Annotated in this window: 25 protein-coding genes; 11 read left to right on the plus strand and 14 right to left on the minus strand. The window is 57.1% G+C overall.

Annotated elements, in window-relative coordinates; genetic code table 11:
• Window positions 1-44: 44 nt before the first annotated feature.
• The 6 genes from nuoF to HMJ29_RS10265 all read right to left on the minus strand — a co-directional run bounded on the left by nuoF (window position 45) and on the right by HMJ29_RS10265 (window position 4,964).
• On the minus strand, window positions 45-1,385 hold the full coding sequence (gene nuoF / locus HMJ29_RS10240) for an NADH-quinone oxidoreductase subunit NuoF (RefSeq protein ID WP_171591387.1): 1,341 nt from the start codon (window positions 1,383-1,385) through the stop codon (window positions 45-47).
• Between the two features lie 20 nt (window positions 1,386-1,405).
• On the minus strand, window positions 1,406-1,975 hold the full coding sequence (locus HMJ29_RS10245) for an NADH-quinone oxidoreductase subunit NuoE family protein (protein WP_171591388.1): 570 nt from the start codon (window positions 1,973-1,975) through the stop codon (window positions 1,406-1,408).
• A gap of 22 nt (window positions 1,976-1,997) precedes the next feature.
• On the minus strand, window positions 1,998-3,266 hold the full coding sequence (locus tag HMJ29_RS10250; protein WP_171591390.1) for an NADH-quinone oxidoreductase subunit D: 1,269 nt from the start codon (window positions 3,264-3,266) through the stop codon (window positions 1,998-2,000).
• A gap of 17 nt (window positions 3,267-3,283) precedes the next feature.
• Complete coding sequence (locus HMJ29_RS10255) at window positions 3,284-3,850, minus strand: NADH-quinone oxidoreductase subunit C (protein ID WP_171591391.1); 567 nt, start codon at window positions 3,848-3,850, stop codon at window positions 3,284-3,286.
• 96 nt (window positions 3,851-3,946) lie between these two features.
• A complete protein-coding gene (locus HMJ29_RS10260; RefSeq protein ID WP_244678677.1) occupies window positions 3,947-4,501 on the minus strand; it encodes an NADH-quinone oxidoreductase subunit B in 555 nt (184 codons plus the stop codon).
• A 73-nt stretch (window positions 4,502-4,574) separates the two neighbouring features.
• Window positions 4,575-4,964 (minus strand): NADH-quinone oxidoreductase subunit A, encoded by a 390-nt coding sequence (locus HMJ29_RS10265; RefSeq protein WP_135432825.1) that lies wholly within the window; start codon window positions 4,962-4,964, stop codon window positions 4,575-4,577.
• A 129-nt stretch (window positions 4,965-5,093) separates the two neighbouring features.
• Here HMJ29_RS10265 and HMJ29_RS10270 point away from each other — a divergent pair, with 129 nt between their 5' ends.
• Entirely contained in the window at window positions 5,094-5,693 is a 600-nt protein-coding gene (locus tag HMJ29_RS10270; RefSeq protein ID WP_171591392.1) for a Uma2 family endonuclease, read from the plus strand.
• Between the two features lie 57 nt (window positions 5,694-5,750).
• Here the strand turns inward: HMJ29_RS10270 and pruA are convergent, their stop codons facing one another.
• Window positions 5,751-7,421, minus strand: a complete 1,671-nt coding sequence (gene pruA / locus HMJ29_RS10275) for an L-glutamate gamma-semialdehyde dehydrogenase (protein ID WP_171591393.1) — start codon at window positions 7,419-7,421, stop codon at window positions 5,751-5,753.
• Between the two features lie 149 nt (window positions 7,422-7,570).
• Between pruA and HMJ29_RS10280 the strand changes: the two genes are divergently transcribed.
• Window positions 7,571-8,575: a glycoside hydrolase family 43 protein gene (locus HMJ29_RS10280; RefSeq protein ID WP_171591394.1), complete on the plus strand. Its 1,005-nt coding sequence runs from the start codon at window positions 7,571-7,573 to the stop codon at window positions 8,573-8,575.
• A 35-nt stretch (window positions 8,576-8,610) separates the two neighbouring features.
• Here HMJ29_RS10280 and HMJ29_RS10285 read toward each other — a convergent pair whose 3' ends face one another.
• The 5 genes from HMJ29_RS10285 to HMJ29_RS10305 form a co-directional block, all read right to left on the minus strand.
• Window positions 8,611-9,129: a CAP domain-containing protein gene (locus tag HMJ29_RS10285; RefSeq protein ID WP_171591395.1), complete on the minus strand. Its 519-nt coding sequence runs from the start codon at window positions 9,127-9,129 to the stop codon at window positions 8,611-8,613.
• 456 nt (window positions 9,130-9,585) lie between these two features.
• Window positions 9,586-10,134 carry a hypothetical protein gene (locus tag HMJ29_RS10290; protein WP_171591396.1) on the minus strand — a complete coding sequence of 183 codons (549 nt, stop codon included), beginning with the start codon at window positions 10,132-10,134 and terminating at the stop codon, window positions 9,586-9,588.
• A gap of 127 nt (window positions 10,135-10,261) precedes the next feature.
• Window positions 10,262-10,954 carry a YjjG family noncanonical pyrimidine nucleotidase gene (locus tag HMJ29_RS10295; protein WP_171591397.1) on the minus strand — a complete coding sequence of 231 codons (693 nt, stop codon included), beginning with the start codon at window positions 10,952-10,954 and terminating at the stop codon, window positions 10,262-10,264.
• 195 nt (window positions 10,955-11,149) lie between these two features.
• On the minus strand, window positions 11,150-11,476 hold the full coding sequence (locus tag HMJ29_RS10300) for a (2Fe-2S) ferredoxin domain-containing protein (protein ID WP_171591398.1): 327 nt from the start codon (window positions 11,474-11,476) through the stop codon (window positions 11,150-11,152).
• Between the two features lie 24 nt (window positions 11,477-11,500).
• Window positions 11,501-11,899 (minus strand): ArsR/SmtB family transcription factor, encoded by a 399-nt coding sequence (locus HMJ29_RS10305; protein ID WP_171591399.1) that lies wholly within the window; start codon window positions 11,897-11,899, stop codon window positions 11,501-11,503.
• Between the two features lie 120 nt (window positions 11,900-12,019).
• Between HMJ29_RS10305 and HMJ29_RS10310 the strand changes: the two genes are divergently transcribed.
• The 7 genes from HMJ29_RS10310 to ureG all read left to right on the plus strand — a co-directional run bounded on the left by HMJ29_RS10310 (window position 12,020) and on the right by ureG (window position 19,322).
• Entirely contained in the window at window positions 12,020-12,709 is a 690-nt protein-coding gene (locus HMJ29_RS10310) for a carboxypeptidase-like regulatory domain-containing protein (protein ID WP_171591400.1), read from the plus strand.
• 278 nt (window positions 12,710-12,987) lie between these two features.
• Complete coding sequence (locus HMJ29_RS10315; protein WP_171591401.1) at window positions 12,988-14,373, plus strand: NAD(P)/FAD-dependent oxidoreductase; 1,386 nt, start codon at window positions 12,988-12,990, stop codon at window positions 14,371-14,373.
• Window positions 14,374-14,544: 171 nt separating this feature from the next.
• Window positions 14,545-15,201, plus strand: coding sequence for an urease accessory protein (locus HMJ29_RS10320; RefSeq protein ID WP_171591402.1), 657 nt, complete (start codon window positions 14,545-14,547; stop codon window positions 15,199-15,201).
• A gap of 25 nt (window positions 15,202-15,226) precedes the next feature.
• Complete coding sequence (locus tag HMJ29_RS10325) at window positions 15,227-15,925, plus strand: urease subunit beta (protein ID WP_171591403.1); 699 nt, start codon at window positions 15,227-15,229, stop codon at window positions 15,923-15,925.
• A gap of 43 nt (window positions 15,926-15,968) precedes the next feature.
• On the plus strand, window positions 15,969-17,684 hold the full coding sequence (ureC, locus tag HMJ29_RS10330) for an urease subunit alpha (protein WP_171591404.1): 1,716 nt from the start codon (window positions 15,969-15,971) through the stop codon (window positions 17,682-17,684).
• A 196-nt stretch (window positions 17,685-17,880) separates the two neighbouring features.
• Window positions 17,881-18,564, plus strand: a complete 684-nt coding sequence (locus tag HMJ29_RS10335; protein ID WP_171591405.1) for an urease accessory protein UreF — start codon at window positions 17,881-17,883, stop codon at window positions 18,562-18,564.
• 5 nt (window positions 18,565-18,569) lie between these two features.
• Window positions 18,570-19,322 (plus strand): urease accessory protein UreG, encoded by a 753-nt coding sequence (gene ureG, locus HMJ29_RS10340; protein ID WP_171591406.1) that lies wholly within the window; start codon window positions 18,570-18,572, stop codon window positions 19,320-19,322.
• A 47-nt stretch (window positions 19,323-19,369) separates the two neighbouring features.
• On the opposite strand, the gene HMJ29_RS10345 is transcribed toward ureG, so the two are convergent.
• Window positions 19,370-20,548 (minus strand): acyltransferase family protein, encoded by a 1,179-nt coding sequence (locus tag HMJ29_RS10345; RefSeq protein ID WP_171591407.1) that lies wholly within the window; start codon window positions 20,546-20,548, stop codon window positions 19,370-19,372.
• Window positions 20,549-21,241: 693 nt separating this feature from the next.
• On the opposite strand from HMJ29_RS10345, the gene HMJ29_RS10350 reads away from it, so the two are divergent.
• Together HMJ29_RS10350 and HMJ29_RS10355 are read left to right on the plus strand one after the other, a co-directional pair.
• Window positions 21,242-23,437, plus strand: coding sequence for a sensor histidine kinase (locus HMJ29_RS10350; protein WP_171591408.1), 2,196 nt, complete (start codon window positions 21,242-21,244; stop codon window positions 23,435-23,437).
• A 253-nt stretch (window positions 23,438-23,690) separates the two neighbouring features.
• Window positions 23,691-24,401 carry a DUF1353 domain-containing protein gene (locus tag HMJ29_RS10355; protein WP_171591409.1) on the plus strand — a complete coding sequence of 237 codons (711 nt, stop codon included), beginning with the start codon at window positions 23,691-23,693 and terminating at the stop codon, window positions 24,399-24,401.
• A 261-nt stretch (window positions 24,402-24,662) separates the two neighbouring features.
• Here the strand turns inward: HMJ29_RS10355 and HMJ29_RS10360 are convergent, their stop codons facing one another.
• Window positions 24,663-25,529, minus strand: a complete 867-nt coding sequence (locus HMJ29_RS10360) for an urease accessory protein UreD (protein ID WP_171591410.1) — start codon at window positions 25,527-25,529, stop codon at window positions 24,663-24,665.
• Window positions 25,530-25,630: the final 101 nt, after the last annotated feature.

The raw sequence follows: 25,630 nt of genomic DNA on the forward strand, positions 1-25,630 counted from the left end.
AACGAAGCGGTAGAGATGCTTCGGCAAGCTCAGCATAACGTTCTCTAGGCCAGTACTGCCGCGCCAGGATACACGGCACCCGGCTGAGCAGCTTGCTTAGCGTGCGTCACGTGCCACTCAAACTCGTCGCGGAAGTGACGAACGGCAGCGGCAACCGGCCAGGCAGCCGCTTCGCCCAATGGGCAAATGGTGTTGCCTTCGATTTGCTTCGCCACGCTCACCAGCAGGTCGATATCTTCCATGTGACCGTGGCCGTGCTCGAGGCGGTGCAGCACCTTCTCCAGCCAGCCCGTACCCTCACGACAAGGCGAGCACTGCCCACACGACTCATGGTGGTAGAAACGCGAGAAGTTCCAAGTGTTGCGCACAATGCAGGTAGTCTCGTCCATGGCAATGAAGCCACCAGAGCCCAGCATCGTACCCGTCACGAAACCACCATCCGACAGCGACTCGTAGGTCATGAGGCGGTTCTCACCGGCAGCAGTTTTCAGAATCAGCTCAGTTGGCAGAATTGGCACGGAGGAGCCACCGGCCACAACTGCCTTTAGGTTGCGGCCTTTCCAGATACCACCACAGTACTCATCAGAGTAGATGAACTCTTCAACGGGCAGGCCTAGCTCGATTTCGTAGATGCCGGGCTTGTTGAGGTGGCCGCAGGCGGAGAAGAGCTTAGTGCCCGTGCTCCGACCTACGCCGATCTTGGCGTACTCGTCGCCACCCTCGTTTACGATTACTGGCACCGCTGCAATCGACTCCACGTTGTTTACCACAGTGGGGCGGGCATAAAGGCCCTGCACAGCGGGGAACGGGGGCTTGTTGCGGGGGTTACCACGCTTGCCTTCCAGAGACTCCAGCAGCGCCGTTTCCTCACCGCAGATATAGGCACCACCACCGGGGTGCACATGCAGGTCGAGGTCGTAGCCCGAGCCCAGAATGTTTTTGCCGAGGAAGCCAGCGGCGTAGGCCTCTGCAATGGCTTTTTCCAGGATGCGCAGCACATACAACAACTCGCCGCGGATGTAGATGTACGAGGTGTTAGCGCCCAGCGCGTATGAGCTCGTAATCATGCCCTCGATGAGCAGGTGGGGCAACTTTGACATCAGCTGGCGGTCCTTAAAGGTACCGGGCTCCGATTCGTCGGCGTTGCATACGAGGTAGCGCGGCACACCTTCGGGCTTCGCCAGGAAGCTCCACTTCATACCGGTGGGGAAGCCAGCGCCGCCGCGGCCCCGCAGGCCCGACTTCTTCACTTCTTCCACTACCTCGTCGGGGGTCATGGTTTTGATGGCTTTCTCTACCGAGCGGTAACCGCCGTGTTTGCGGTATACCTCAAAGGTTTCAATGCCTTCAACGTTAATATGTTCGGTCAGCAGTTTGCGTCCCATAGGTTCAGAGCTGAAAGACGTTAGTTGTTGGCCAGCGCGTTTGGTAGGCCAGTTTCTTCCCACGGCAGGGCGGGACGGTGCACTTGGTTGCGCAACTCCGTGAGCATGGCATCTACCGCTTCGGGAGTATCCAGCTGCTCGTAGTACTTCTCGCGTACCTGCACAATAGGAGCGAAGCCGCAAGCCGCCAAGCACTCCACTTCTTTCAAAGTAAAGAGGCCATCCTCCGAAGCAGGACCACCTACTTTAGCACCGGTGATGCGCTCCAAGTGAGCGGTCAGCTCATCGGAGCCGCGCAGCATGCAAGGACCCGTGCGGCAAATTTCCAGCACGTGCTTGCCTACCGGCTTTAGGTTGAACATGGTGTAGAAGGAAGAAACCTCATACACCTCAATTGGCTTCAACCCGAGGGTTTCGGCCACCAGGTCCTGTACTTCGGGGCTTACCCAGCCACCAAATTCGGCCTGCGCAATGTGCAGCACAGGCAGAAGCGCCGACTTGCGACGGTCGTCGGGATAATGGGTAAGTAAGCGTTTGATTTCAGCCTGCGCGGCTTCAGAAAATTGCGGCTTGACGGCAGTCGTCTCCATAAGGGTCAAATTCAGCAAAAAACTACGCGTCCAGCTCCCCAGCAATTACGTTCATCGAGGACAGGGTCACGATGGCGTCGGAGAGCGTCTGGCCAACTACCATCTCGGTGTAGGCCTGGTAGTAGATGAAGCAGGGGCGACGGAAGTGCAGGCGGTAGGGCGTGCGGCCTCCATCAGAAATCAGGTAGAAGCCTAGCTCACCGTTGCCACCTTCCACGGAGTGGTACACTTCACCCACCGGGGCTTCAATCTCACCCATGATGATCTTGAAGTGGTAGATGAGGGCCTCCATGTTCTTGTACACGGCCTGCTTGGGCGGCAGGTAGTAATGCGGAGCATCAGCGTGGTACGGGCCTTCGGGGAGGTTTTCGAGGGCCTGATTGATGATGCGTAGGCTCTGCCAGATCTCCTCGTTGCGCACCATGAAGCGGTCATAGGTGTCGCCCTTGGTGCCCACCGGAATCTCAAACTCAAAGTCCTGGTAGCTGGAATAGGGGTTCATCACCCGCACGTCGTAGTCGACACCAGCAGCACGCAGGTTCGGGCCCGTGAAACCGTAGTTCAAAGCGCGCTCAGCCGAAATAGCGCCTACATCGACCACACGGTCCATGAAGATGCGGTTACGGTTGAACATCTTCTCGAACTCCGCCATTACGGCTGGGAAACTCTTGAGCCAGGCACGCAACTTGGCAATAGCTACGTCGGTGAAGTCGCGCTCCATACCGCCCACACGGCCCATGTTGGTGGTGAGACGGGCGCCGCTTACTTCTTCGTAGATTTCATACACCTTTTCACGCTCCTCCATGAGGTAGAGGAAGCCGGTGAAGGCACCTGTATCTACCCCCAGAATGCCGTTGCAGATGAGGTGGTCGGTGATGCGGGCCAGCTCCATCAGAATCACGCGCATGTACTGCGCGCGCTTCGGAACGGTCACGCCAAGCAGCTTCTCTACTGTCATGTGCCAGCCCATATTGTTGATGGGCGACGAACAGTAGTTCATCCGGTCGGTGAGGGGCGTAATTTGATAGAATGGCCGACGCTCGGCGATTTTCTCAAAAGCCCGGTGGATGTAACCAATAGTAGGTACTCCTGACACAATCCGCTCGCCATCCATTTGCAGGATATTCTGGAAAATGCCGTGCGTAGCCGGGTGCGTAGGGCCCAGGTTAAGGGTCGTGAGCTCCTGGTTGAAGTCGTTAACCGTAGGTGCCAGCGGGTTGAGCTTGGATTGCTGCGCCCGGGCTTCTTCGATGATTTTATGGGTGCCTTCCAGCGTGTCGTTTACTGCCATGATAAGGAATCAGGGGCCTAGCGGCCGAAGAAAAGGTCGGTTTTGTCTTCGCGAGTGCCATCCTCCAGCGCATATTCCCGGCGCATGGGGTGGTAGTCCATATCCTCCACATTCAAGATGCGGATGAGGTTGGGGTGACCCGAGAAGATGATGCCGTAGAAGTCGAAAGCCTCGCGCTCCATCCAGTTGGCGGTGGAGTAGAGGTCAGTCATCGTGGGCACTACCGGGTCGGCAATGGGGAAGAAAATCTTAAGGCGCAGCCGTATGTTATTGATCAGGCTGTGCAGGTGATAGATCATACCCAGCTCCTTGCCCTCATTTTCAGGGTAGTGGATGCCGCACATGGTAGTCAGGAAGTTCAACTGAAGCTCCTGGTCCTGCTGTAGGCCACTGATGATATCATGGATCCGCTCCCGCGTGGTAGTAACGGTCAGTAGGCCATAGGGCTCCTCCACATCGGTGAAGGTATCGGCTCCGAACAAGCGGTGCAGCAGATCGAGCAATTGCGCGTTTTTCTGCGCTGCCGGGTCGAGAGCAGCCGCGGTTTCCTGAGCGGCCGGGGATTCTTCGTTCTGTTCAGCCATTTTGTAGAGCTTAGAGCTTAGAAGGAAGAGCTTAGAAATAGGGCCCTGAACAGTCTCTGTTCTAAGATTTCCCTTCTAAGCTCTACATATAGCTTCTTACTTAATGTTATAAGAGGCCAGCAACGCCTGGTACTCAGGCGAGTTGCGGCGGCGAAGTGATTCATTTTTAGCCAAGTCCTGCACGCGCATCAGTCCATCCAGCACCTGCTCGGGGCGAGGTGGGCAGCCAGGTACATACACGTCAACCGGGATGATGCGGTCAATGCCCTGCAGCACGGAGTACGTATCGAAAATACCACCCGAAGAAGCGCAGGCGCCCATAGCTAGTACCCAGCGGGGCTCAGCCATCTGCTCGTACACCTGCTTCACGATGGGTGCCATCTTCTTGGCAATAGTACCCATTACCATCAGCAGGTCAGCCTGACGGGGAGAGAAGCTGGGGCGCTCCGAGCCGAAGCGGGAGATATCGTAGTGAGAGCCCATGGTAGCCATGAACTCAATGCCGCAGCACGAAGTAGCAAAGGGCAAAGGCCAGAGCGAGTTAGCGCGGGCAATACCCACTACTTTCTCCAGCGACGTAGCGAAGAAACCAGCGCCTTCAAGGCCTTCCGGTGCTTCTACCGTTTTGATTTCAGGAACTCTATTATCCATGAGAGAAGGTCAGTTTAGAAAGTGGAATACTCCACTTTTTGAACACCAGCCGAGCGCTAAAAGTTTGCCCGTATTAGGCTTCGTTCCAGCGTAGTACCCCTTTTTTGATGACGTAGGTGAAGCCAGCCATGAGTAGAGCCAGGAACACAATCATCTCGATGAAGCCAGTCTGGCCTAGGGCGCGGAAGTTCACGGCCCAGGGATACATGAAGATTACTTCCACGTCGAAGAGCACGAACAGGATGGCCGTGAGGAAGTACTTCACCGAAATTGGGGTGCGGGCATTGCCCACCGATTCGATACCGCATTCAAAGGCTTCATCCTTCACCACGCTTTTGCGGCGCGGCCCCACCAAGTGAGACACCACCATGGCAAAGGCTACGAAGGCAATGGCCAATACAAACTGCACGATAATCGGCAGAAAATCAGAAGGCTGGTAATTAGTTGGAACTGCGAGAAGCATAGGCGTCGACAGGTAAGGGCCGTTCAGGAACGGCATGGAAGGCAAAGGTAACGCGAAAAGCGCGGGGAACAAAGGTGAAACACGGCAGCAGGAGAAAGGTGTATATTTGGCTATACACTGTTTTTCGCTATGCTACAGCCTGCGTCTGCCACATTTCGACTATACACAGTGCAGGAGTACCAGCAGTTGGAAGTGATGTCTGACGTTCGGCACGAATTCTACCGGGGCGAAATTCAGGCTATGTCGGGAGCCACGGCCGACCACAATACGATTGTTCTACGAACTGCTTCGCGGTTGCTGGTAGGAGCGGAGAGCCGAGGCTGTCGGGTTTTCACAGAGAGCATACAGCTGGAAGTAGCCGAAGGCCACTACACCTACCCCGATGTGATGGTGACCCGCCATGATGAGGATGTACAGGCGGAGCGAACGATGAAGCATCCAGTACTTCTAATTGAGGTGCTGTCGCCTTCCACCGCTGAGAGGGACCGGGTCCGGAAGATGTTTCGGTATCAGCGGCTACCATCTTTGCGGCATTACCTCCTGATTTCGCAGCAATACCAAGCCGTAGAGTGGTACCACCGCCCTGCTGAAGGCGCGGAATGGCAGCGCCAGCTCCTGACTATGCCGGACGAAGCGGTAGAAATACCTAAGTTGGCTATAAAACTGCCGTTAGCCGACATATACGCCAATCTGCGCATTCCCTTGGTAACGGACAACGACGCTGGCTAACGCAAAAACGCCACTCCAGGAAACTGGAGTGGCGTTTTTGCTTTGCGACAGAGTGGCCTAGAAGCCGCCTTGACCGGTGGCGTTCAGGTCCTCGCCAGTTTCTACACCCATGAAGGGGTAGCGGAAGTCAACGGGCGGCACGAAGGTTTCTTTGATAGCGCGCGGCGACACCCAACGGAGCAGGTTCAGCATGGAGCCGGCCTTGTCGTTGGTGCCGGAGGCGCGGGCGCCGCCGAAGGGCTGCTGGCCTACCACGGCACCGGTAGGCTTATCGTTGATGTAGAAGTTGCCCGCTGCGTGTACCAGCTTTTTGGAAGCCAAGTCGATAGCGTAACGATCCTGAGAGAAGATGGCGCCGGTGAGAGCATAGGGCGAAGTGCCGTCTACTACGTCCAGAATCTTCTCGAATTCCTGCGAATCGTAGACGTACAGCGTGATAACAGGGCCGAACAGCTCGTCGCACATTGTTACGTACTTGGGGTCTTTGGTCACGATAATCGTTGGCTCGATGAAGTAGCCTTTCGATTTGTCGTGGCCACCGCCGGCAATGATTTCTACCGATTCATCGGCCTTGGCGGCATCAATGTACTTGGCCAGCTTATCGAAGGAAACCTCGCTGATAACGGCGTTGACGAAGTTCGAGAAGTCTTCCACGTCACCCATTTTGATGGACTTGAGGTCGGCCTGCAGGTAACCCTTCACCTCGTCCCAGATGTTGCTAGGGATGTAGACGCGGCTGGCTGCCGAGCACTTTTGGCCCTGGTACTCGAAAGCACCGCGGGTAATGGCCGTAGCCACCTGGCGGGGGTGCGCGGAGTGGTGAGCTAAGATGAAGTCTTTGCCGCCGGTTTCGCCCACAATGCGGGGGTAGCTGCGGTACTGGTGAATGTTCTGACCGATGGTCTTCCAGATGTTCTGGAACACGCCGGTAGAGCCCGTGAAGTGGATACCCGCAAAGTCGGGGTGCGAGAAGATGATGTCGCCGGCTACGGGGCCGTCTACATAAATCAGGTTGATAACGCCGTCGGGCACGCCAGCCTCCTGGAACAGCTCCATCAGCACCTGCGCTGAGTAGATCTGGGTGTAGGCGGGCTTCCACACTACGGTGTTGCCCATCATGGCTACCGAAGTAGGCAGGTTGCCAGCAATGGAGGTGAAGTTGAAGGGGGTGAGGGCAAACACGAAGCCCTCTAAGGGGCGCTGCTCCAGGCGGTTCCACATACCGGGCATCGACTCAGGCTGCTGCCGGTAGATCTCCTGCATGAAGTAGGCGTTGAAGCGGAAGAAGTCGATCAGCTCGCAGGCCGCGTCGATTTCAGCTTGATAGGCGTTTTTGCTCTGGCCTAGCATGGTGGCCGCGTTCATGCGGGCGCGGTAAGGGCCGGCCAGCAGATCGGCGGCTTTCAGGAAGATGGCGGCGCGGTGCTCCCAGGGCAGCTCGGCCCACTGGGTGCGGGCGGCCAGGGCTGCCTCAATGGCCTGGTGCACATGGGAGGCGTCGCCCTCGTGGAAGTGGCCTAGCGTGTGCTGGTGGTCGTGGGGCGGGGAAATGCGCTGGGTGTTGCCGGTGCGCACCTGCTGCCCGCCGATGTACATCGGGATGTCGCGCTCAAGCTGCTTCAGCTCCTTCAGCGTCTTAATCAACTCAATGCGCTCGGGGGAGCCAGGAGCGTAGGCTTTTACCGGCTCGTTGATGGGAGGGGGAACGTTAAAAAATCCGGTGGCCATAGGAAGGCAGAGGTTAGGTGGCTGGTTAAACGGTGAAACGGGTGGTGGGGCAAAGGTAGCCAGCGACAGCAAATGATACGTCTTCAGACATCGTGTACGGGAGATGCCCGTAAGTACAGACTCATCCGTTAGCAGCTCATCCTAAGCATATGGCTATTTCAACCGGCGCTACCTATACCAATCCTATCTGGAACGACGACTTTCCTGACCCCACTATCATTCAGGCTCAGGATGGCCTGTACTACGCGTATGGCACCCAAACCAAGCGAGCCGGCGTCATCATCAACCTGCAAATAGCCCGCTCCGCAGACCTTGTGCACTGGAACTATCTGGGTGAGGGTTTGCCAGGGAAACCTACCTGGGCCAGCAAGACCCAAAAGATTTGGGCTCCGCATGTGAGTGAGCATCATGGGCGCTACTACCTCTACTACTCTGCTAAGCCCAACACCAAGCGTGGCCTCTGCCTAGCCGTAGCTCTGGCAGAATCTCCCGCTGGCCCATTCACGGATATTGGTGAGCCACTACAGTGCGGCCCCGGGTTCCTGAACATTGACCCCATGGCTTTTGACGACCCCTCCACCGGTAAAAAGCTCCTATACTGGGGCTCAGGCTTCGGCCCACTGATGGTACGGGAGTTGGCTGATGATCGAATTTCCTTCCGGCCCGGCAGCAAAACGCGCAAGCTAATTCAGCCGGCTGGCGCCGGCGACCCTAAGCGCTACGACCAGTTAGTGGAAGGCAGCTGGGTGGTGCTGCGCAACGGATGGTACTACCTATTTTATTCCGGCAATAACTGTTGCGGCGACGATGCCCACTACGGTGTGTTGGTAGCCCGGTCGCGCTCTGCCACTGGCCCCTTCGAAACCCTGGCCGAAGCCACTGACGACCCTTACCGGATGCTGCTAGAAGGCAATACGTATTGGCTTGCCCCTGGCCACAACTGCATAATCACGGATGCCGCTGGAACAGATTGGTTGGCCTATCACGCCATTGACCCCCAACAGCCCAAGTTTGATGCCATTGACGCCGACCAAGGGTACTCCCGCCGTGTGATGCTGCTTGACCAACTGGAATACGTGGATGGGTGGCCTAGGCTCGTGACGGGAGGCACTCCTTCCTTTAAGCCACAGCCCGCTCCTGCCGTGCAGCAATGAGCCTGCAGTAGGCTGCTCATTGCTGCACGCATCCCCTAAATGCAAAAGACAATGGAGTTCTGCAGTTCGTCGCCATCATAGAGCGTCGCAATGCCCACTTTGGTGGGGTTGGGGTCTAGCAGGGCTGCATTGTGTTTAGGCGACTGCTGGTAGGCTCGCAGAATCTGCTCTTCAATGCTGCGCAAGTCCTTGGCGCGCATTCCCCGAAACCGGACGCAGTTCTCGAAACCGTAGCTCACAAAACCAGAAGCCTTCTCGAAGTGATGCCCCACGGCCATCAGCCGCTCCCGTGGGGTGGCGTACTGCGGATGGTAGTGGCCATGCGTATGATGCGTAAGATTGTAGGCAGCCTGTAGCCGGGCGGCTCGGCAGGCCGTTTCACTTAATACCAGGGGTGGCAACCCAGACCGCCGCCGATAGCTGTTCAGCTGCTGCAGCAAGGTGGAGGTGGCACGTACGTCGGTCCAGGCGGCGCGGGTGGCAGTAAGTGCAGGGGCCGAAGCTTGCGTAAGGGTTGAGAAAAGAACGAGTACGAGAAGTGGCAGGAACTTCATGGGGATGCTTAAAGAAGCAAAGAGTGCGGCTAGGCCACCTACCACGCATACTGCAGTAACAGAAGCCTGCTCACTAAGCACAGAGAGTATAATACACGCAAAAACGCGGCCAGCATGAGCAGGGTAAGCACCATGCTGCAACGGGAGGAGTAGAAGGGCTTCCCGCCTACTACTCAGGAAGCCAGCGGGGGGCTATTCAGGACTACATCAACTGAATACCCGCACCAAGAAATAGAGAGATTAATTGCGGTTATGCATCTGAGAACACAAATAACTAAGAGTGGCCTAGCAACTACTGCAGGCCTATTCTCAGCAGACTATACAACGCGAGTGTGGTAGTAACTAGTATAACACAACGCCTCAATAAAGTGCTCATAGCTTACTAGAGTACACCTAGACTTCAGTTATTTTCCTGATGGCGCTTTGCTCTGCCGGATATAAGCTATCCTGCTCATCCTACAACTGGCCTAGCAGCTCTTTTACCTGCCGCTCCAGATCCTTGAAGGAGCCATTGTTGTGCAGGGTGTTGGTGAAGTGCGGGTACTGGTCGAGGGCGGTTTCGCTGAGGTGCTCGTCGTCGCGGGTGCCGTCGCCGCGCTGGTGCAGCGGGTCGCCTTCCACCCGAAACATCAGGCCGCCGCGGCTTCTGATGAGGTCGGCCTCGTTGGGGAAGCGCACGTCGGGGATGAGGGTAAACTGGTCGGCGGGCAGTTGGGAGAAGAAGGCCTGCACCCAGATATCGGGCTCCCACTGGCGTAGGGCCAGGCCTACCTGCTGCAGCATTTCGCCGCGGGTACGGCCGAAAGCGGGCAGCACCTCTTTTTTGCCCTGCTGCGAAAAGTAGGGCGCGGTGCCTTCGCCGGCCAAAGCCGCACAAACTGCCTTGATGGGCTCCCCCACGGAGCGGATATGCCAGCGCCGCTCTGGCTGCAGCTGCTGAATCAGGCGGGCAATGGTGTCTTTGCCGCTGCCACGGCGCCCCGAAAAGCCAATCAACTTTATCATGGCCGCAAAGGTAGGGAGTCGGGAAGTAGGGCCCGGTACGTGTCATCCCGAGTGAAGCCAGGAATAGGAGTTAATGGCCTGGATGCTGGTCCGGATTCCTACTTATGATTGAAATGACATACCGTACCTACAAAATTTCCTTTAGCTCACTCAGACACGCTATTTCATAGGTGGTCTGGATGGCGTGGCGGCGCTTCTCGGGGTTGAAGTAAACTTGGTCGAGGCCGGCGTTGTAGGCGCCCAGCACATCGCACTCCAGGTTGTCGCCAATCATAAGGCTTTCCGGGGCGGTGGCGCCGGTACGCTCTAGCGCGTGCTGGAAAATGCGGGTGTCGGGCTTGAGGTGGCCGCAGCACTCCGAGGTGACGATTTCCTGGAAGTAGTCAGTGAGGTTCGATGATTTCAGCTTCACGTGCTGAATTTCCCTGAAGCCATTGGTAATCAGGTGGAGCACGTACCCCTTGTCGCGAAGATAGTCTAGTACCTCGTGCGTGTAGGGGAACACGGCCGCCTTCAGCGGCAGGATATCGGTGAACTGCTCTGAGATGTTAGCCGGCGAGTCACTCTCCGATAGGCCTAGCTTCACGAAGGTGCGCGGAAACCGGGTGGTCCGGAGCTGCTGCTGCGTGATTTTGTTGTTCTGGTACAGCCGCCATAAACCGTGGTTGATATCGGAATACACCCGGATAAAGTCCTCCACCGTGATGCCGTACTGGCCCAACTGGTGATCAGCAAAAAGATGCCGCAGCGTTTCGTCGGCGTTGGCTTCAAAATCCCACAGCGTATGATCGAGGTCGAAGAATATATGACGGTATTTCAAGGCGAGTAATGAGGTGATGAAGTGAATGGTAATGAGGAAAGGGCTGTTACTTGCAGAATGGAGTAGAGACGCAAGATTTTGCGTCTCGTTGTTGCTGACGTTGTTTAGAATGCGGGAGTTCTAGGCCAGTCGTTGGCTCCGCCGACCTACGGTTCAACGACGAGACGCAAAATCTTGCGTCTCTACATCGTTCTACTAATCCAGTAGAAGTCGTTTAACAACCCGGCCGTCGCCGAGGTGTTCCCGCACAATATCGGCGGCGTCTTTGGGCTTCACGTCGCCGTAATACACGTTGTCGGGGTAAATGGCAACGGCGGCACCGGGGCCTTTTTTGCAGTGCTTACACAGGTCGAGGCAGTTGCAGGTTTGCACGCGCACTTTGCTGGGGGCATTGCCGGTCAGCAGCTTTTTCAGGCCCTGCTTTTTGAGCTCGGTTTTGAAGGCTTTGGCTACCTCCTTGCCCACTTCATCTTTTTGGGCGGTGCAAACAAACAGGTGGGTGACGGCGGAAGCTGATTTCACGGGAAAGTGGGGGACAAGACGGGCCTACCGCTCAGCGGGCAGGCCGGTCCAGCGGCGGTTTTGCAGCTTATACGCGGCCAGCTCCCGATTCGACCAGAGCGTTTGGTAGATCTTTTGATCATGCACCAGCTGGGGGTCGCGCTCCATGTATCCGAGGAGTTGGTGAACGAAGTCCTGGGCTTCATCCTTAATGAAGTAGAACACCCAATTATCGAGCCGCCGAAAATTCACTAAACCCGCATTTTTCAGGTAAGATAATTGCCGGGAGGTTTTCGTTTGGGTGAAGTCCAGCACCTGCTCGAGGTCGGAAATGCACATTTCCTGATTGCGCCAGAGCAAATGCAGGATGCGCACCCGGCTGTCGTCGCCGAAGGCTTTGAATAGTTGCTGACCAAATGCAACGGTAAAGTGTTTCAGGCGCATCTTTAGCGGGGAAGGGCAGAAGGAGGGACCAGCAAGAGTGGGCCCGAATTTACACCAAACCCACCAGCGGCCCCCAAAAGAGCCGTATACTTGTATTCTGTAACGCCCTGTATGTCTGCTGTGGTTCGATTTCGTTTCTTTTCTCTGCCAGCCCTGTGCCTGCTGGTTTTCCTGGCGCTAGGCCTGTTGCTGGCTCCTGGCCGCGCCCAGGCCCAGGGCCAGCGCCGCGTGGTGCAGTTCACGGGTATTGTGGCCACCGGCGACTCCCTGCTGGGCGTACCAGGCGCGGCCATCTTCGTGCCCAAAGCCGGCCGCGGCACCGCCAGTAATTCCTATGGCTACTTCTCTATACCGGTACTGGCCGGTGATAGTATTGTGATACGCAGCCTCGGTTACCGTAATCAGTACGTTATCATCCCGGAGGATTATCCGCGCCAGAGCTATTCCGTTATTGTGTCGTTGCGGGAAGATGCCACCGTACTTCCGGAGGTTAGAATTTTCCCGTATGCCACCGAAAGGGCCTTCAAACAGGCCTTCCTGGCCCTAAACTTACCCAAAGAGCGTGGCTCCAGCGCCGCCGAGAACCTGAGTGAGCAGGTAATGCGCCGCATGTTTAATAACCTGCCTGTTACCAGTACTGGCAACTACCGCCAGACCATGCAAAACCAGCAGTACGACCAGTCTCGGCGCATGGGTACGGCCCCAACGCCTTACACCAACAACCCGCTCCTGAATCCCTTCAGCTGGCTGCAACTGATTAACCAGGTGAAGAGCGGCGAATTCAATAAGAAGGAAGGCGTAGACTACTAGGCCTAGGCCACTGCTGTTGAGCATAAGTTTTACCTTCAGAAGAATCAAAAGGCCCTTATCTCCGCTTAGGAGGTAAGGGCCTTTTCACAAACTGGCAGTTTAGCAAAGAGTAAAGTGAAATAGCTGCCTTATCCTGACGGCGCTCAGTGCTGACCATACCTGCATTATCAATCTAGAAGCAACAAGCTCAACCACAACCTACGCTTGCTTTTTACGGTACAGGATTATGGCACTGTTGCCACAGCACGCCGCGCCAGTGCGGCCAGCGCTTTCCTGTTATGGATACCAATCTTCCCGTTACTTCTCAACCCCGCATCGTGATTGTAGGCTGCGGCTTTGGTGGGCTCCGGCTGGCTAAAGAGCTGGCCGATGCTCCGGTGCAGGTAGTGGTCATCGACCGTAATAATTACCACAACTTCCAGCCTCTGCTCTACCAGGTGGCTACCGGGGCCCTGGAGGCCGATAACATTGCTTACCCCATCCGCAAGATTTTTGCCGGGCAGCACAATTTCTTCTACCGCATGGCCGATGTGCAGCGCATTCACCCCGCCAGCAACACAGTAATCACCAACATCGGCGACATCCGTTACGACCACCTGGTGCTGGCTACTGGCTCGCTCACCAACTTTTTCGGGCTAGAGAGCATTGAGCGCAATGCCATGCAGATCAAAAGCATCCCGAACGCCCTAAACTTGCGCAGCTTCCTGTTCCAGAACTTTGAGAAGGCTCTTCTGAAGGAAGACCCGGCAGCCCGCCAAGCCCTGATGAACGTGGTGGTAGTGGGCGGCGGGCCTACGGGTGTGGAAATCTGCGGCTCTCTGGCTGAGATGCGCAAAGATGTATTGCCCAAAGACTACCCCGAGCTCGACCTGAAGCAGATGGAAATCTATCTGATAGAGGCCGGCGGTGAGGTACTGGGGCCCATGTCGAAGGAGTCGCAGCAGAAGGCCAAGAAGTACCTGGAGGATATGAACATCCATATCCGCCTCAACACCTCCGCCAAGCGCTTCGAGGATTGCAAGCTCTACACTTCAGACACAGAGTTTATTCGGACGGAAAACGTGATTTGGGCGGCTGGCGTGAACGGGGCCGATATACCTGGCTTGCCCGAGGCCGTAGTGGCCCGCAACAAGCGCGTAAACGTTGACCACGTAAATCGGGTGCAGGGCACCACGAACATCTACGCCATTGGGGATCTGGCCAACATGATTACTGAGGAAATGCCCCGCGGCTATCCTATGTTGGCGCCCGTAGCTATTCAGCAGGCTGAGCAGCTAGCCAATAACTTCAAGCGCTTTATGCGCGGCGAGGCCATGAAGCCGTTCCACTACGTAAACAAAGGCAGCATGGCTATTGTGGGCCGCAACCGCGCCGTAGTTGACCTGCCCGGCGACAAGCACTTCGGGGGTTTCCTGGGCTGGCTTACCTGGCTGTTTGTGCATTTAATGACGCTGGTAGGCTTCCGCAACAAAATAGTAACGTTCGTGGACTGGGCCACCAGCTATCTGAGTTCCGACAAGGCCCTGCGTCTCATCATTCGTCCCTATAAGCGTAGTGATTTCAAGGACGACAAAGGAAAAGCCAATGCAGAGCACATGAACTCTACGCCGCAATACAACCCCACACCGCCCGCTATACAAGAGCCTGTCAAAACACAGGCCTAGGCAGTAAAAACAACAACCCCACCCGCACGGTGGGGTTTCTTTTTGATGGGTATTGATAGGTAGATAGTGTGTTTTATAAGCAAAAGCCCTTAGATTAAGGGCCTGATCTGTAAAATGTATATTTTCTGAATGCAGAACGCGCTGCCCATTTCTTTTGCTTTTCTGGTTGGAATGGGCCACGCATTTGAGGCCGACCACCTGATGGCCGTAAGCACGCTGGTGGCCCGCCACGACAGCCGTTTGCTGGCAGTAAAGGATGGACTGTATTGGGGCCTAGGCCACACCACTACGCTAGTGGTTTTTGGTGGCCTACTGCTGGGCACCCGCCTGACGTTGCAACACTCCAATTATTTTGAAGCCGCTGTGGGGGCCATGCTGCTGGTCATGGGGCTTAGCCGGCTCACTAACCGGCAATATTACCGCAAAGGCTCACCTGCCCGCTACCGGCGTAGCGCAGCCTACGCCGTAGGCCTGATTCATGGGCTGGCCGGGAGTGGCGCACTGGTTTTGCTGGTGATGGGTAGCATCCCAAGCATTGGGTTGGGCATGGTGTACCTGCTGCTGTTTGGGCTGGGCTCGGTGATGGGCATGTTAGGCGCTACAAGCCTAATGAGCGTGCCTTTCACTCAGCGCATGCGTTTTAGCCACACCCTGCGCGTGGGAATGGTAGTGGCCTCGGCGCTGGTAAGTATGGGTTACGGCGGCTGGATGCTCTACAGTAACTTGTTCAGAGGTGAGAATACAGAGCTAAGAACTCATAGTAAGTCCACGTCAGCTTCAGTGTCGTTGGCTCACCCTAGCTTTCTGTTCTTCGCTTCTAAGCTCTAGGTTCTTTTATCTCAGTTCTCACTACATGCATCTCTCGCCCAAAGACCTCGATAAGCTGGTGCTGCACCAGGCTGGCGTAGTAGCGCAGAAGCGCTACGCCCGCGGGCTGGCTCTGAACTACCCCGAGGCTGTTTCACTGTTGGCCACGCAGCTCCTGGAGTTCATCCGCGACGGGGAAAGTGTAGCGGTCCTCATGAACAAGGGCAAACAGATTCTAGGCCACCAGGATGTACTGCCGGGCGTGGCCGCGCTGCTGGCGGAGGTGCAGATTGAGGGCACCTTCCCCGACGGTACCAAGCTCGTAACGGTGCATTACCCCATATGCCGGGAGCACGGCGCCCCAGAACTGGCACTGTACGGCTCCGGCCTTACCCGCGCTCCTAGGCCTGTTTCATTCACTCCTGATGTCGCGGCTCCTGTGCCCGGCGAATACCAACTAACCAACCAGCCGCTCACCCTGAATGCGGGCCGCGAAACCATTACCGTGGAAGTTCTCAACCGCGGCGACCGGCCCGTGCAGGTCGGCTCGCACTACCCATTCTACGAAACCAATGAAGCCCTGGAGTTCGACCGGGAGGCGGCCCGCGGTTTCCGCCTCAACATTCCTGCCGGTACGGCTGTACGCTTCGAGCCCGGCGAGCGGAAGCCAGTGGAGCTGGTAGCCCTGGCCGGCGAGCGAATTGTGTATGGCGGTAATAAGCGGATTAACGGGAAAGTGGACTGATAATCAGTTCAGCCTGATACACAGCTAAAAATTAACAGCTAGCATGCCACTTTCCCTCGACCGGCGCGCGTACGCCGATATGTATGGCCCCACTACCGGCGACCGGGTGCGCCTGGGTGATACCGACCTTATTATTGAAGTTGAAAAGGACTATTGCACCTACGGTGAGGAATGCAAGTTCGGGGGCGGCAAGGTGCTGCGCGATGGGATGGGGCAGGCAGCCGGTATTCCGCAGGCCGCGGCCCTGGATCTGCTCATCACCAATGCTCTGGTGCTTGATTATACCGGTATTTACAAGGCCGATATTGGCATTAAGAACGGTCGTATCGTCGGTATTGGGAAAGCGGGTAACCCGCATATTATGCCCAACGTGACGCCCGGCATGGTAGTAGGGGTAACCACTGAAGTAATAGCCGGCGAAGGTCAAATTCTAACGGCTGGCGGCATCGACTGCCACATTCACTTCATCTGCCCTCAGCAGATTGACGAGGCGCTGGCTTCCGGCGTGACTACCATGCTGGGTGGGGGCACCGGGCCTTCGTCGGGCACTAACGCAACTACCTGCACGCCGGGCGCTTTCTACATTGAGATGATGCTGAAGGCTACCGATGCCTTCCCGCTCAACTTCGGCTTTCTGGGCAAGGGCAACACCTCCCGGCCCGAAGGCTTGCGTGAGCAACTGGAAGCCGGCGCCGTAGGCTTCAAGCTGCACGAGGACTGGGGCACCACGCCCGCCGCTATTGATACCTGCCTGAGCGTGGCCGAGCACTACGACGTGCAGGTCTGTATTCATACTGATACACTCAATGAAAGCGGCTTCGTGGAGACTTCCACGGCGGCTTTCAAAGGCCGCACCATTCACGCCTACCACACCGAAGGCGCGGGCGGCGGCCACGCCCCCGACATCATCAAAATCTGCGGGGAGCCCAACGTTATCCCCTCGTCCACGAACCCCACGCGGCCCTTCACCATCAACACTATTGATGAGCACCTTGATATGCTGATGGTGTGCCACCACCTCGATAAGAACATCCCCGAGGACGTGGCCTTCGCCGAAAGCCGCATCCGGGGTGAGACGATTGCCGCCGAAGACATTCTGCACGACCTGGGTGCGCTCAGCATTATCTCCTCTGACTCCCAGGCCATGGGGCGAGTGGGGGAGGTGCTCACGCGCACCTGGCAAACGGCCCACAAAATGAAGGAGCAGCGCGGCCTGTTGCCGGAAGATGCCGCGCGGGGCGCCGACAACTTCCGGGCCCGCCGCTACATCGCCAAGTACACCATCAACCCGGCCAGGGCCCACGGCTTCGCGGACGAAATTGGGTCGGTAGAAATTGGGAAACTGGCCGATCTGGTACTGTGGAAGCCCGCGTTCTTCGGGGCGCGGGCTGAGATGGTTATCAAGGGCGGCGTAATTGTGCGGGCCCAGATGGGCGACGCCAACGCTTCCATTCCTACCCCGCAACCTTCCTTCTCCAGGCCTATGTTTGGGGCCTACGGCGGCGCTACGGGGCCTATTTCTATGGCCTTTGTATCAGCGGTGGCGGTAGAGCACGTGCGGGCTTCTTATGGGTTGAAGAAGGCGGTAGTAGCCGTGAAAGGCTGCCGCAGCGTCGCCAAAAAGGACATGGCCCTTAACGATTACCTGCCCAACATTGCCGTGGACCCGGAGACGTACCGCGTCACCGTGGATGGCGTGCACCTGACCTGTGAACCGGCCACGAGGCTGCCACTAACCCAATTGTATAACTTGTTTTAGAGGTGAAACGAGACCCTTCTGAGGTGTTTAAAGCAGCCGAACTGGCCTAGAATGATACGCTTGAACAAGCTGCCTTGGGTGTCATGCTGAGCTTGTCGAAGCATGACGCCTTGGATACACAACGATTGTCAACCACCCCTAGCCCCTCCTCATCTGAGGAGGAGAACTAGCTCTCTAACCTTAGCATCGCTTCCTTATGTCTACTCGCCTTGCTCGTTTGCTGCACCTAGCTGATTCGGCGTTGCCGACGGGTGGGTTTGCGTACTCGTATGGGTTGGAGAGCAGCCGCACATTTGGGCTTATTCGGCATGCAGCGGGGTTGCGCAATTACCTATACTCATATCTGCAGCAGGTTATCAGTCTGGATGTGCCCTTTTTGAGCTCCTGCTTTGCGCTAGACTGGCCTACTGAAGCGCCGCAGCTACGCGGTATTGTGGAAGAATATGATGCCATGCTGCTGGTGCCGGGCCTGCATCGGGCCAGCCTGGCGCAAAGCAAGAACTGGCTACAGTTGCTCGGCTCATTTTACCCCGAGAGTGGCCTAGACAGCCTCCGGGCCTGGTTTTCAGCCGAAGGGGTGCCACTCCACTTTGTACCGGTGCTGGCCCTGGCGTTGCGGCGGCTAGGCTACAGCTGCTCCGAGCTGCACACGCTCTATTTACACCTGATGCTCCGCGACCAGATCAGTGCGGCCATTAGGTTGGGCTGCCTGGGGCCCATGGAAGGTCACCGCCTACAGCACAATTTCTATTCTTTGTTCGACCACCTGCTGGCCGGGGCCGAAGCGGCCAACTACCACACGGCTACGCGCTCCGCTACTCTGCTCGATGCCGCGCAGATACTGCACGAGCAGGTGTATTCCCGTCTTTTTCAAAACTAGCTGCTATGGCCTTTATCGATAAGCTGGCGTTGCTCCTGCACGGCCACGCCCACGAATCCTACGAGTCGCCGGGCGACTTTGCCCAGCGCGAGACGCGGCGCCTGCCGCCCTACCGCAACTTCCGGAAACGCGCCTTCACGGTGGGCATTGGCGGGCCCGTGGGTACCGGCAAAACGGCCCTGCTTAAAGCCCTGTGCGAGCGGCTGCGCCACGAGTTTGAGCTGGGCGTGGTCACCAACGACATCTTCACCAGCGAAGACGCGGAGTTCCTGATCAGGCACAGTGCCCTGAGCGAAGACCGCATTGTGGGCGTGGAAACCGGCGGCTGCCCCCACGCTGCCATTCGGGAGGACATATCCCTGAACATGGACGCGCTGGAAGGCCTAATGACCCGCTTTGACAATAGGCTCGACTACCTGTTTGTGGAAAGCGGCGGCGACAACCTGGCCGCCCACTTCAGCCGCGAGCTGGTTGATTACTCCATCTATGTCATCGACGTATCGGGCGGCGACAAAATCCCGCGCAAGGGTGGCCCCGGCATCACGCAGTCAGACCTACTCGTCATCAACAAAACCGACTTAGCAGAGCTTGTGCGCGCCGACCTAAATGTGATGGACCGCGACGCCCGCAAAATGCGTAGCAACGGCCCATTCCTGTTTGCCCGCGCCTTGCATGGCGTGGGCTTAGAGGAAATCATTGCCCAGATTCACGCTGCTAAAGCGCGTGCTTTGGAGCAGGTGCGTGAAGACCGACGATAGAGAATTTGAGCAGTGGCCTAGCGCACTACTAGGCCACTGCCCGCTACTTAAGCCGTAATAAAAATGCGGCGGCGATACAGGAACGCGAGCAGGCCAATCCAGAGGCAGGTATACACCAGGGCCCAAGCCAGCGAGGCGTGGTAAGGATTGGCAAAATACGGCCGGCAAAGTGTGTTATATAGCCAGTCGCGGGGGTAAAAGACGGAGCCATCGGGGTGGTGGAGCTTGAGCCGCGTGAGCACGCGCTCCAGAGCCTCACTCCCAAAAAACACCACCAGCGTGTTGCTGCCGCAGGCAATCAGCAGCCACGTCCAGCGGGGGCGCCAACCCTGCGCATCAAGCAGGAAATACAATGCCGCCAGCATCAGGCCCGATATGCCTCCGGCGTAAAGCACAAAGGAGCTGCTCCAGAGGGCCTTATTGATGGGGAACCAGCCGTCCCAGATCAGGCCCAGAAGGAGGGCGCCGCTACTTACCACAAACAGCCAGACCGTCTTGGTAGGTGCCCCGGGGCTCGACGCGCGCAGCCATTGGCCCGCGAGTAGCCCCAGCAGGCTGCTGGCCAGGGTAGGCAGCAGGCCTAGTAGCGACTCCGGGTCCCAGCCTTCCTCATTTACGTAGAGGTGGTCTTTGGTGAAGAGCAGGCGGTCGAGCCAGGCTCCCAGGTTAGTAGCTTTCTCTAAACTAGCGTGGCCTAGGCCTGGTACCGGCACTGCCTGCAGCAACAAGGCATAGCCCACCAGTAAGGCAACTGTTAGCCATGCCTGCTGGCGCCAGCTTAGCTTTAAGAAACATAAAGCGCTCAGGCCATATACAAGGGCCAACCGCTGCAAAACGCCCGGAATGCGGAAGGAGGTAAAGTAAAATTTTGGCAGCAAGCCAATCAGCAGCCCAAGCACCAGCATTACCAATACGCGCCGGGTTACCCGCCAGAGCACCCGCCGGTGCTGCTCTGGGTGCTCCCGCACGGCGGCCATTCCATAGACCACCGCCACCCCCATAATAAACACAAAGGCCGGAAAAACGAGGTCGGCTAAATGAAAGCCATCCCAGGCGGCGTGCGTGAGGGGAGCGTAGTAAAAGTGCCAGTCGCCGGGGCTGTTCACCAGCAGCATGAGCACAATAGTTAGCCCCCGGAACACATCGAGCGAAAGAAGCCGCCCAGCCGCGCGGCTGGTAGTAGGAAGCGAGGCGCCGGGAGAAGCCACAGCAGTAGAAACAGACATAAAACTAAATGGCGCTAAGAAGGCCTCATAAGAAAAGGAAGGTAGCACACAGAAAGGCGATTCTAACGGTTGGCCTGTCCTGCTTACAAAATGGCACTTGTATAGTTTCTGCTCCTATCTGGCAGCGGCTAGGCAGCTCTTCTCAGTTTGCGCTTTCATGTAGCTATACGAGGGCGAAGGCTTAGCCTGTAGCTGCCACATGGGTGAAACGATTACGCAAGGCATGGTACGTAGCTGAATAAGGTAAGTAGCGCCCCAACCAAGTCGTGAAGAATTGGTTGGGGCACATGTGCGCTCCTCTGCTTACACTGTGGCGGCAGCTAAGATGAGCAGATGCGGCGCCAGAGTCAGCAACTGCTCAACGGCAAAAGGCACTGCGAATTAAATTGAATTTATGCTCTGCAGGAGGGGGTTCCCGAGACCCTGTCCCGGGCATATAGGTCAAGTTACCGGAATAGGTAAGCGAATTCTACTGGAAGCCGCGGATGGTGGCTTATAGTTCTTAGGCTTCACTGCTGAATCTAATGCATTTATCGATATAACAATAGATTTCTTTGGTATATTCATAAAGTACAAGGCAAGCTTGAGAAGGCAGTAGGTGAAGGAATCAGTGACAAGCTGGTTCCACTAAGCAGCCAAAACCAGCCGGATTGCCGAAAGCCCGCCCGATATGTCAAGACTTATATTTTGCGTGTGGCTTACCTTTCTAGCTCCATCAGCATGGAGTACTCCTCGAGGCTGCCCTTGCCCCCCGACACGCTACAACTGCGTGACACGGCCGCCGTGTTTCGTCCCCCCGCCCTGCAATATTGCCTGGAATCCAGCGTGCACCCTGGGTCTGGAGCCGGGGTAGCGGCGTTATGGGCAGGCGGGCGCTTTCAACCAGTTGGCCGCCGTGTCTTCCAGGCTGGCTTCACGCAGGACCGGTTATGGCTGCGAGCCGTGGTTGTGAACTCGTTGAGCCGCCGCGCCCGCTTTGTCTGGAGCCTATACTCATTTGTTGATAGTGCCACCCTTTTCGTGCAGCCCGGTGGGCGGGGCATACCCCGCTATGCAGCGGGTACCAATTGCCGGCTGGTGGCTGCTCGCCGGCCCTTTGCGGCGCGGCCTCATTGCTTGCCCTTTTGGCTGGAACCTCACGAGCGCGCGGTGCTTTACCTCGCCGTCGACAACCATACGGGGGCTTACTACCTGCCCACTCGCTTTGCGTCGGCTGAAGGATTTATGGTTCATGAATACAACTTATTGTTTACCAGCAACTGGTCCTGGCTGCTAGGCCTGTTTTTGAGCAGTGTCCTGCTCAATCTGCTGCTTTATTTTCTGTTACACGATCCAATTCATCTGTGGTACGCCGCCTACGTGCTGTTCGGCACGTGGTTTCTAATAATGGAAGACGGCCTCGACGGGGGACTCCTGTCTCAGAGAGCCTACGCGCTGGGCTGGCAACTCGGTCAATACGGAGTTATGTTACTGGCAATGGCCTGCGGCCTGCGCATAATGGCCCTGTTCCTGCGGTTGCGCCAAGGGTGGCCCCGGCTATGGTGGTTAAGCATTGGGCTGAGTGTTGGGGCGGCAACCTACGTGCTGGCCTATGCACTATTCTACCAGGAGGCCTTACAAGCCGGTCCACAGGTCCTGGCTATGCTCAACGGCGGCCGCGAGGCGATGCTGTGGTTGCTGCTGCTGGGCGGCTGCTTTATTGTGTTCACGGTTTGGGCCAAGGGGCGTAAGCCGCAGCGGCAGCTGGCTCGCCTGTATGGGCTTACTTATTTCTTTTTTTTCGCTGGGGCCAGCAACTTTCTGCTCAATCACACGGGGTGGTTTAACATCCATCTGGTCGAGCCCAACGCTCTGGCCTGGGGCCTGACCCTGGAGCTCTTAACCCTCAGCGGCCTACTCACCGTGCGCTTCCGCAATTCGCAACGCCAGAATGCTGAGCTGCGCCTGCGGCAGGCACACGAGCGTGCCGCCGCCAGCCATCGCCTCATCGCCGCCCAAGAGCATGAAAAGCAAGCGCTTCTGGCGCAGAAAAACGAAACGCTAGAGCACGAGGTAAACCAGCGCACCCAGGAACTGCAGCACTCCCTCACCGACCTGCGCGCCACGCAAGCTCAACTTATCCAAAAGGAAAAAATGGCGAGTTTGGGCGAGTTAACGGCGGGTATTGCGCACGAGATGCAGAACCCGCTCAACTTCGTTAACAACTTCGCCGAAGTCAGTACTGAGCTGCTGGCCGACCTGAAAGAAGCGCAGGCGGCCGGCGACGCTGCGGAAGTTACAGCCTTGGCCGACGACATACACCAGAACCTGGCCAAGATTCACCAGCACGGCCAACGAGCGGCCGGCATTGTGCGCGGCATGTTGGAGCACAGCCAGACCCGGGCTGGTGAACGTCGTTCCACGGACCTGAACCGCCTCTGCGACGAGTACTTGCACCTGGCCTACCAAGGTCTGCGGGCCAAAGACGAGAGCTTCACTGCCGAGTTGAGCACTGATTACCTAGCGGATCTACCGGAGGTGCTGGTAGTGAGCACAGACGTGGGCCGGGTCCTGCTGAACTTGTTCGCCAATGCCTTTTACGCCGTGCGCCAGCGCCAGCAAGCGGGTAATGAAGGCTACCAGGCCCAGGTGAGGGTACGCACGCTTGTACTCCATCAGCAGGTGCAAATTCAGGTGACAGATAACGGCATGGGCATGACGCCAGAAGTGCAGGCCAAGATTTTTCAGCCTTTCTTCACCACCAAGCCCCCGGGTGAGGGTACGGGCCTAGGACTTTCGCTGTCTCATGATATCATCGCCCAAGGCCACGGTGGCACCTTAACCGTAGAGAGCCGGCCGGGTGCAGGCGCCACCTTCACCGTGAGCTTGCCCCTAAACGGATTGGCATAGCGGCTGCTGGGCAACCCGTACCAGTGCTGCGCGAGGACCGTTTTGTGCAGTTTTACCGGACAGCAAAAGTCCTTTTCAGTGCTGATACTGATGCGTTAAGGGTCGCGTGGCTATATGTTTCAGAACCCTACTTCATCTTATTTCCCTGCCCATGGCTTCTTGGATTCGGATAGCTTTCCTCGCTGGTGCCGTCAGCCTCAGTGCCTGTGTTAAACCGCCTTGTTTCCCATCCGCTTCTCCAGCGTTTTCCCCTATGCCGGTTCCAACCAGGCCAAATGACCCGCATGAGATATCTACGGCCGACTTTGTGTTTACTGATTGCAACGACCGCAAATGGACTGCTCCAAATCGCACTATAACCGACGGAGCTTCCATCCCTTCCGCATTCTTGTCGCTGATTGGGGACCGGTACGACGACCGATGGCGCGGCGCGGCGCTGGTCCATGATGCTTACTGCGGGGCTGGTAACAGCGGCGGCACTTCATTTCACCGGGCCCCCTGGAGAAGTGTGCACCGGATGTTTTACGCGGCCTGTTTGGCCGGAAAGACGCCAAGGCGCAAAGCCTTGCTCATGTACGCCGCTGTTTATTGGGGTGGGCCCCGTTGGAATGTTGTTCCCTCTGACACCGTACCGCTCGTATTCGCGAACCGAAAGCGGACCGACCTGACGTCTGACGACCGGCTCGCGGCGCGTCTTGATTTATCCAACGTATCGCAGTTGCTACGGGATCGGCAATTTGTTGAAGTAGCCGACTTCATCATGGCATCTGGTCGCAGAGGCGTATCGCTTGATGCCTTGGAGGCGCTGCTGCAGTCCGCTGCTGATAGCGTGCACGTAGGCAAAGTGCTGCCTCTTCGCGCGGGCTCTATAACCCCAAAGGTGGCCCGTGAGATGAAGAAAGCAGGTCGTGGTGACCTGCTTAACTCAACCAATGACAACCGTGTGAACTCGGGAGGGTATTAGGCCTTGAGATGGCAACTGGTCTACGTGGGGTATGCAACATTACGTGTTGTGGCGGTATAACTAAGCCAGACAGAGTTGGGACGTTGTTTGAGAATATGTTTTAACGTGGTTGGGGGTAAGGTAACTAAGCGCAGTATGCTGTCGCTCGGCACAGTAATGAGCAATGTGGTAGCTGATTTCAAGCTCGGCTTTGAAAAAGCTGTAAAACAATTCGATGTGTGCATTAGCATGGCAGTTGCCCCGCTGGGTGGGCATATACACTTAATACTTGCGCTGGCCCGGATGATGGGCGAGAAGCTCGGTTTCTGCCAGGGCCTGGCCTAGCCGCTCATAAACGGGTTGCAGGGCCTGGCGGCTGGTACCCAGCGCCCGCAGTACTAACACACCAGGCTTTGCTGGCGCCACTGCCACCACAAACTCCTGCTCCGACAAATCTTCGGGCAAAGCTTCCCGGCTGATGGTCTGTAGCTCCGCCAGCGTGCTGGCCAGTTGCCGAAAACGGTCGTCGGTGGGGTGGCCTACCAGGTACACGGAAAGGGCGGTTTGGTAGCGGTCGAAGTTGGCGGGAGAGGTGGCAATGTGCTCTGCGGGCTGAAAGTTAAACCGGTCAAGTACGGTGAGGCGGCCCCCAACCGTAACGCGCAGCTCCGACTCAAACGACGTGAAAGCAAACTGCTCTCCGTTGTCTATGCGGCCCGAGTGAAACCAGTCGGCGAGCAGCAGCACCGCATCGGGGGCTAGGTGCCAATGCTGGCGCTGGCGGTACCGGCTGTGGGCCTGCAGCACTACGGGGTCGGGCAGAACGGCCACCAGCGCATTGCTCTCTAAGAAGCCGTTGATGGTTTGCTCAGCTACCTGGCCGCCTACCGAGCGGAAAATTTTTGTGTTGGCCTGAGTGCCTAAAAACAGGCGGGTGCCGGCGTGGGCCGTGAGCTGGAGCTGAATAACGTCGCCGGCTACCATGCCGCCGCCGTAGCTGGAAAGCACCACGTGGCAGCTCCCGGCCGGGGCGCGTGGGTTCAGAACCTTCAGCGGCTGCACGTTGCGGCACGTCGTCAGCACCGACTGGCCCCGCACCTGAGATACAGCAATTTCACTCCAAGTGGGGGGCGCAGGTACAAACGGCATAAACCAAAGGGCATGTAGCAACAAAAGCGTGAGCCGGCCGGAAGTGGTCTGGCCAGGCCTGCCAGGGAAGCAGCGCAAATATGGGTCAGCAAGCGCAACTA

The sequence above is a fragment of the Hymenobacter taeanensis genome (assembly GCF_013137895.1).
In the GTDB taxonomy this organism is placed as follows: domain Bacteria; phylum Bacteroidota; class Bacteroidia; order Cytophagales; family Hymenobacteraceae; genus Hymenobacter; species Hymenobacter taeanensis.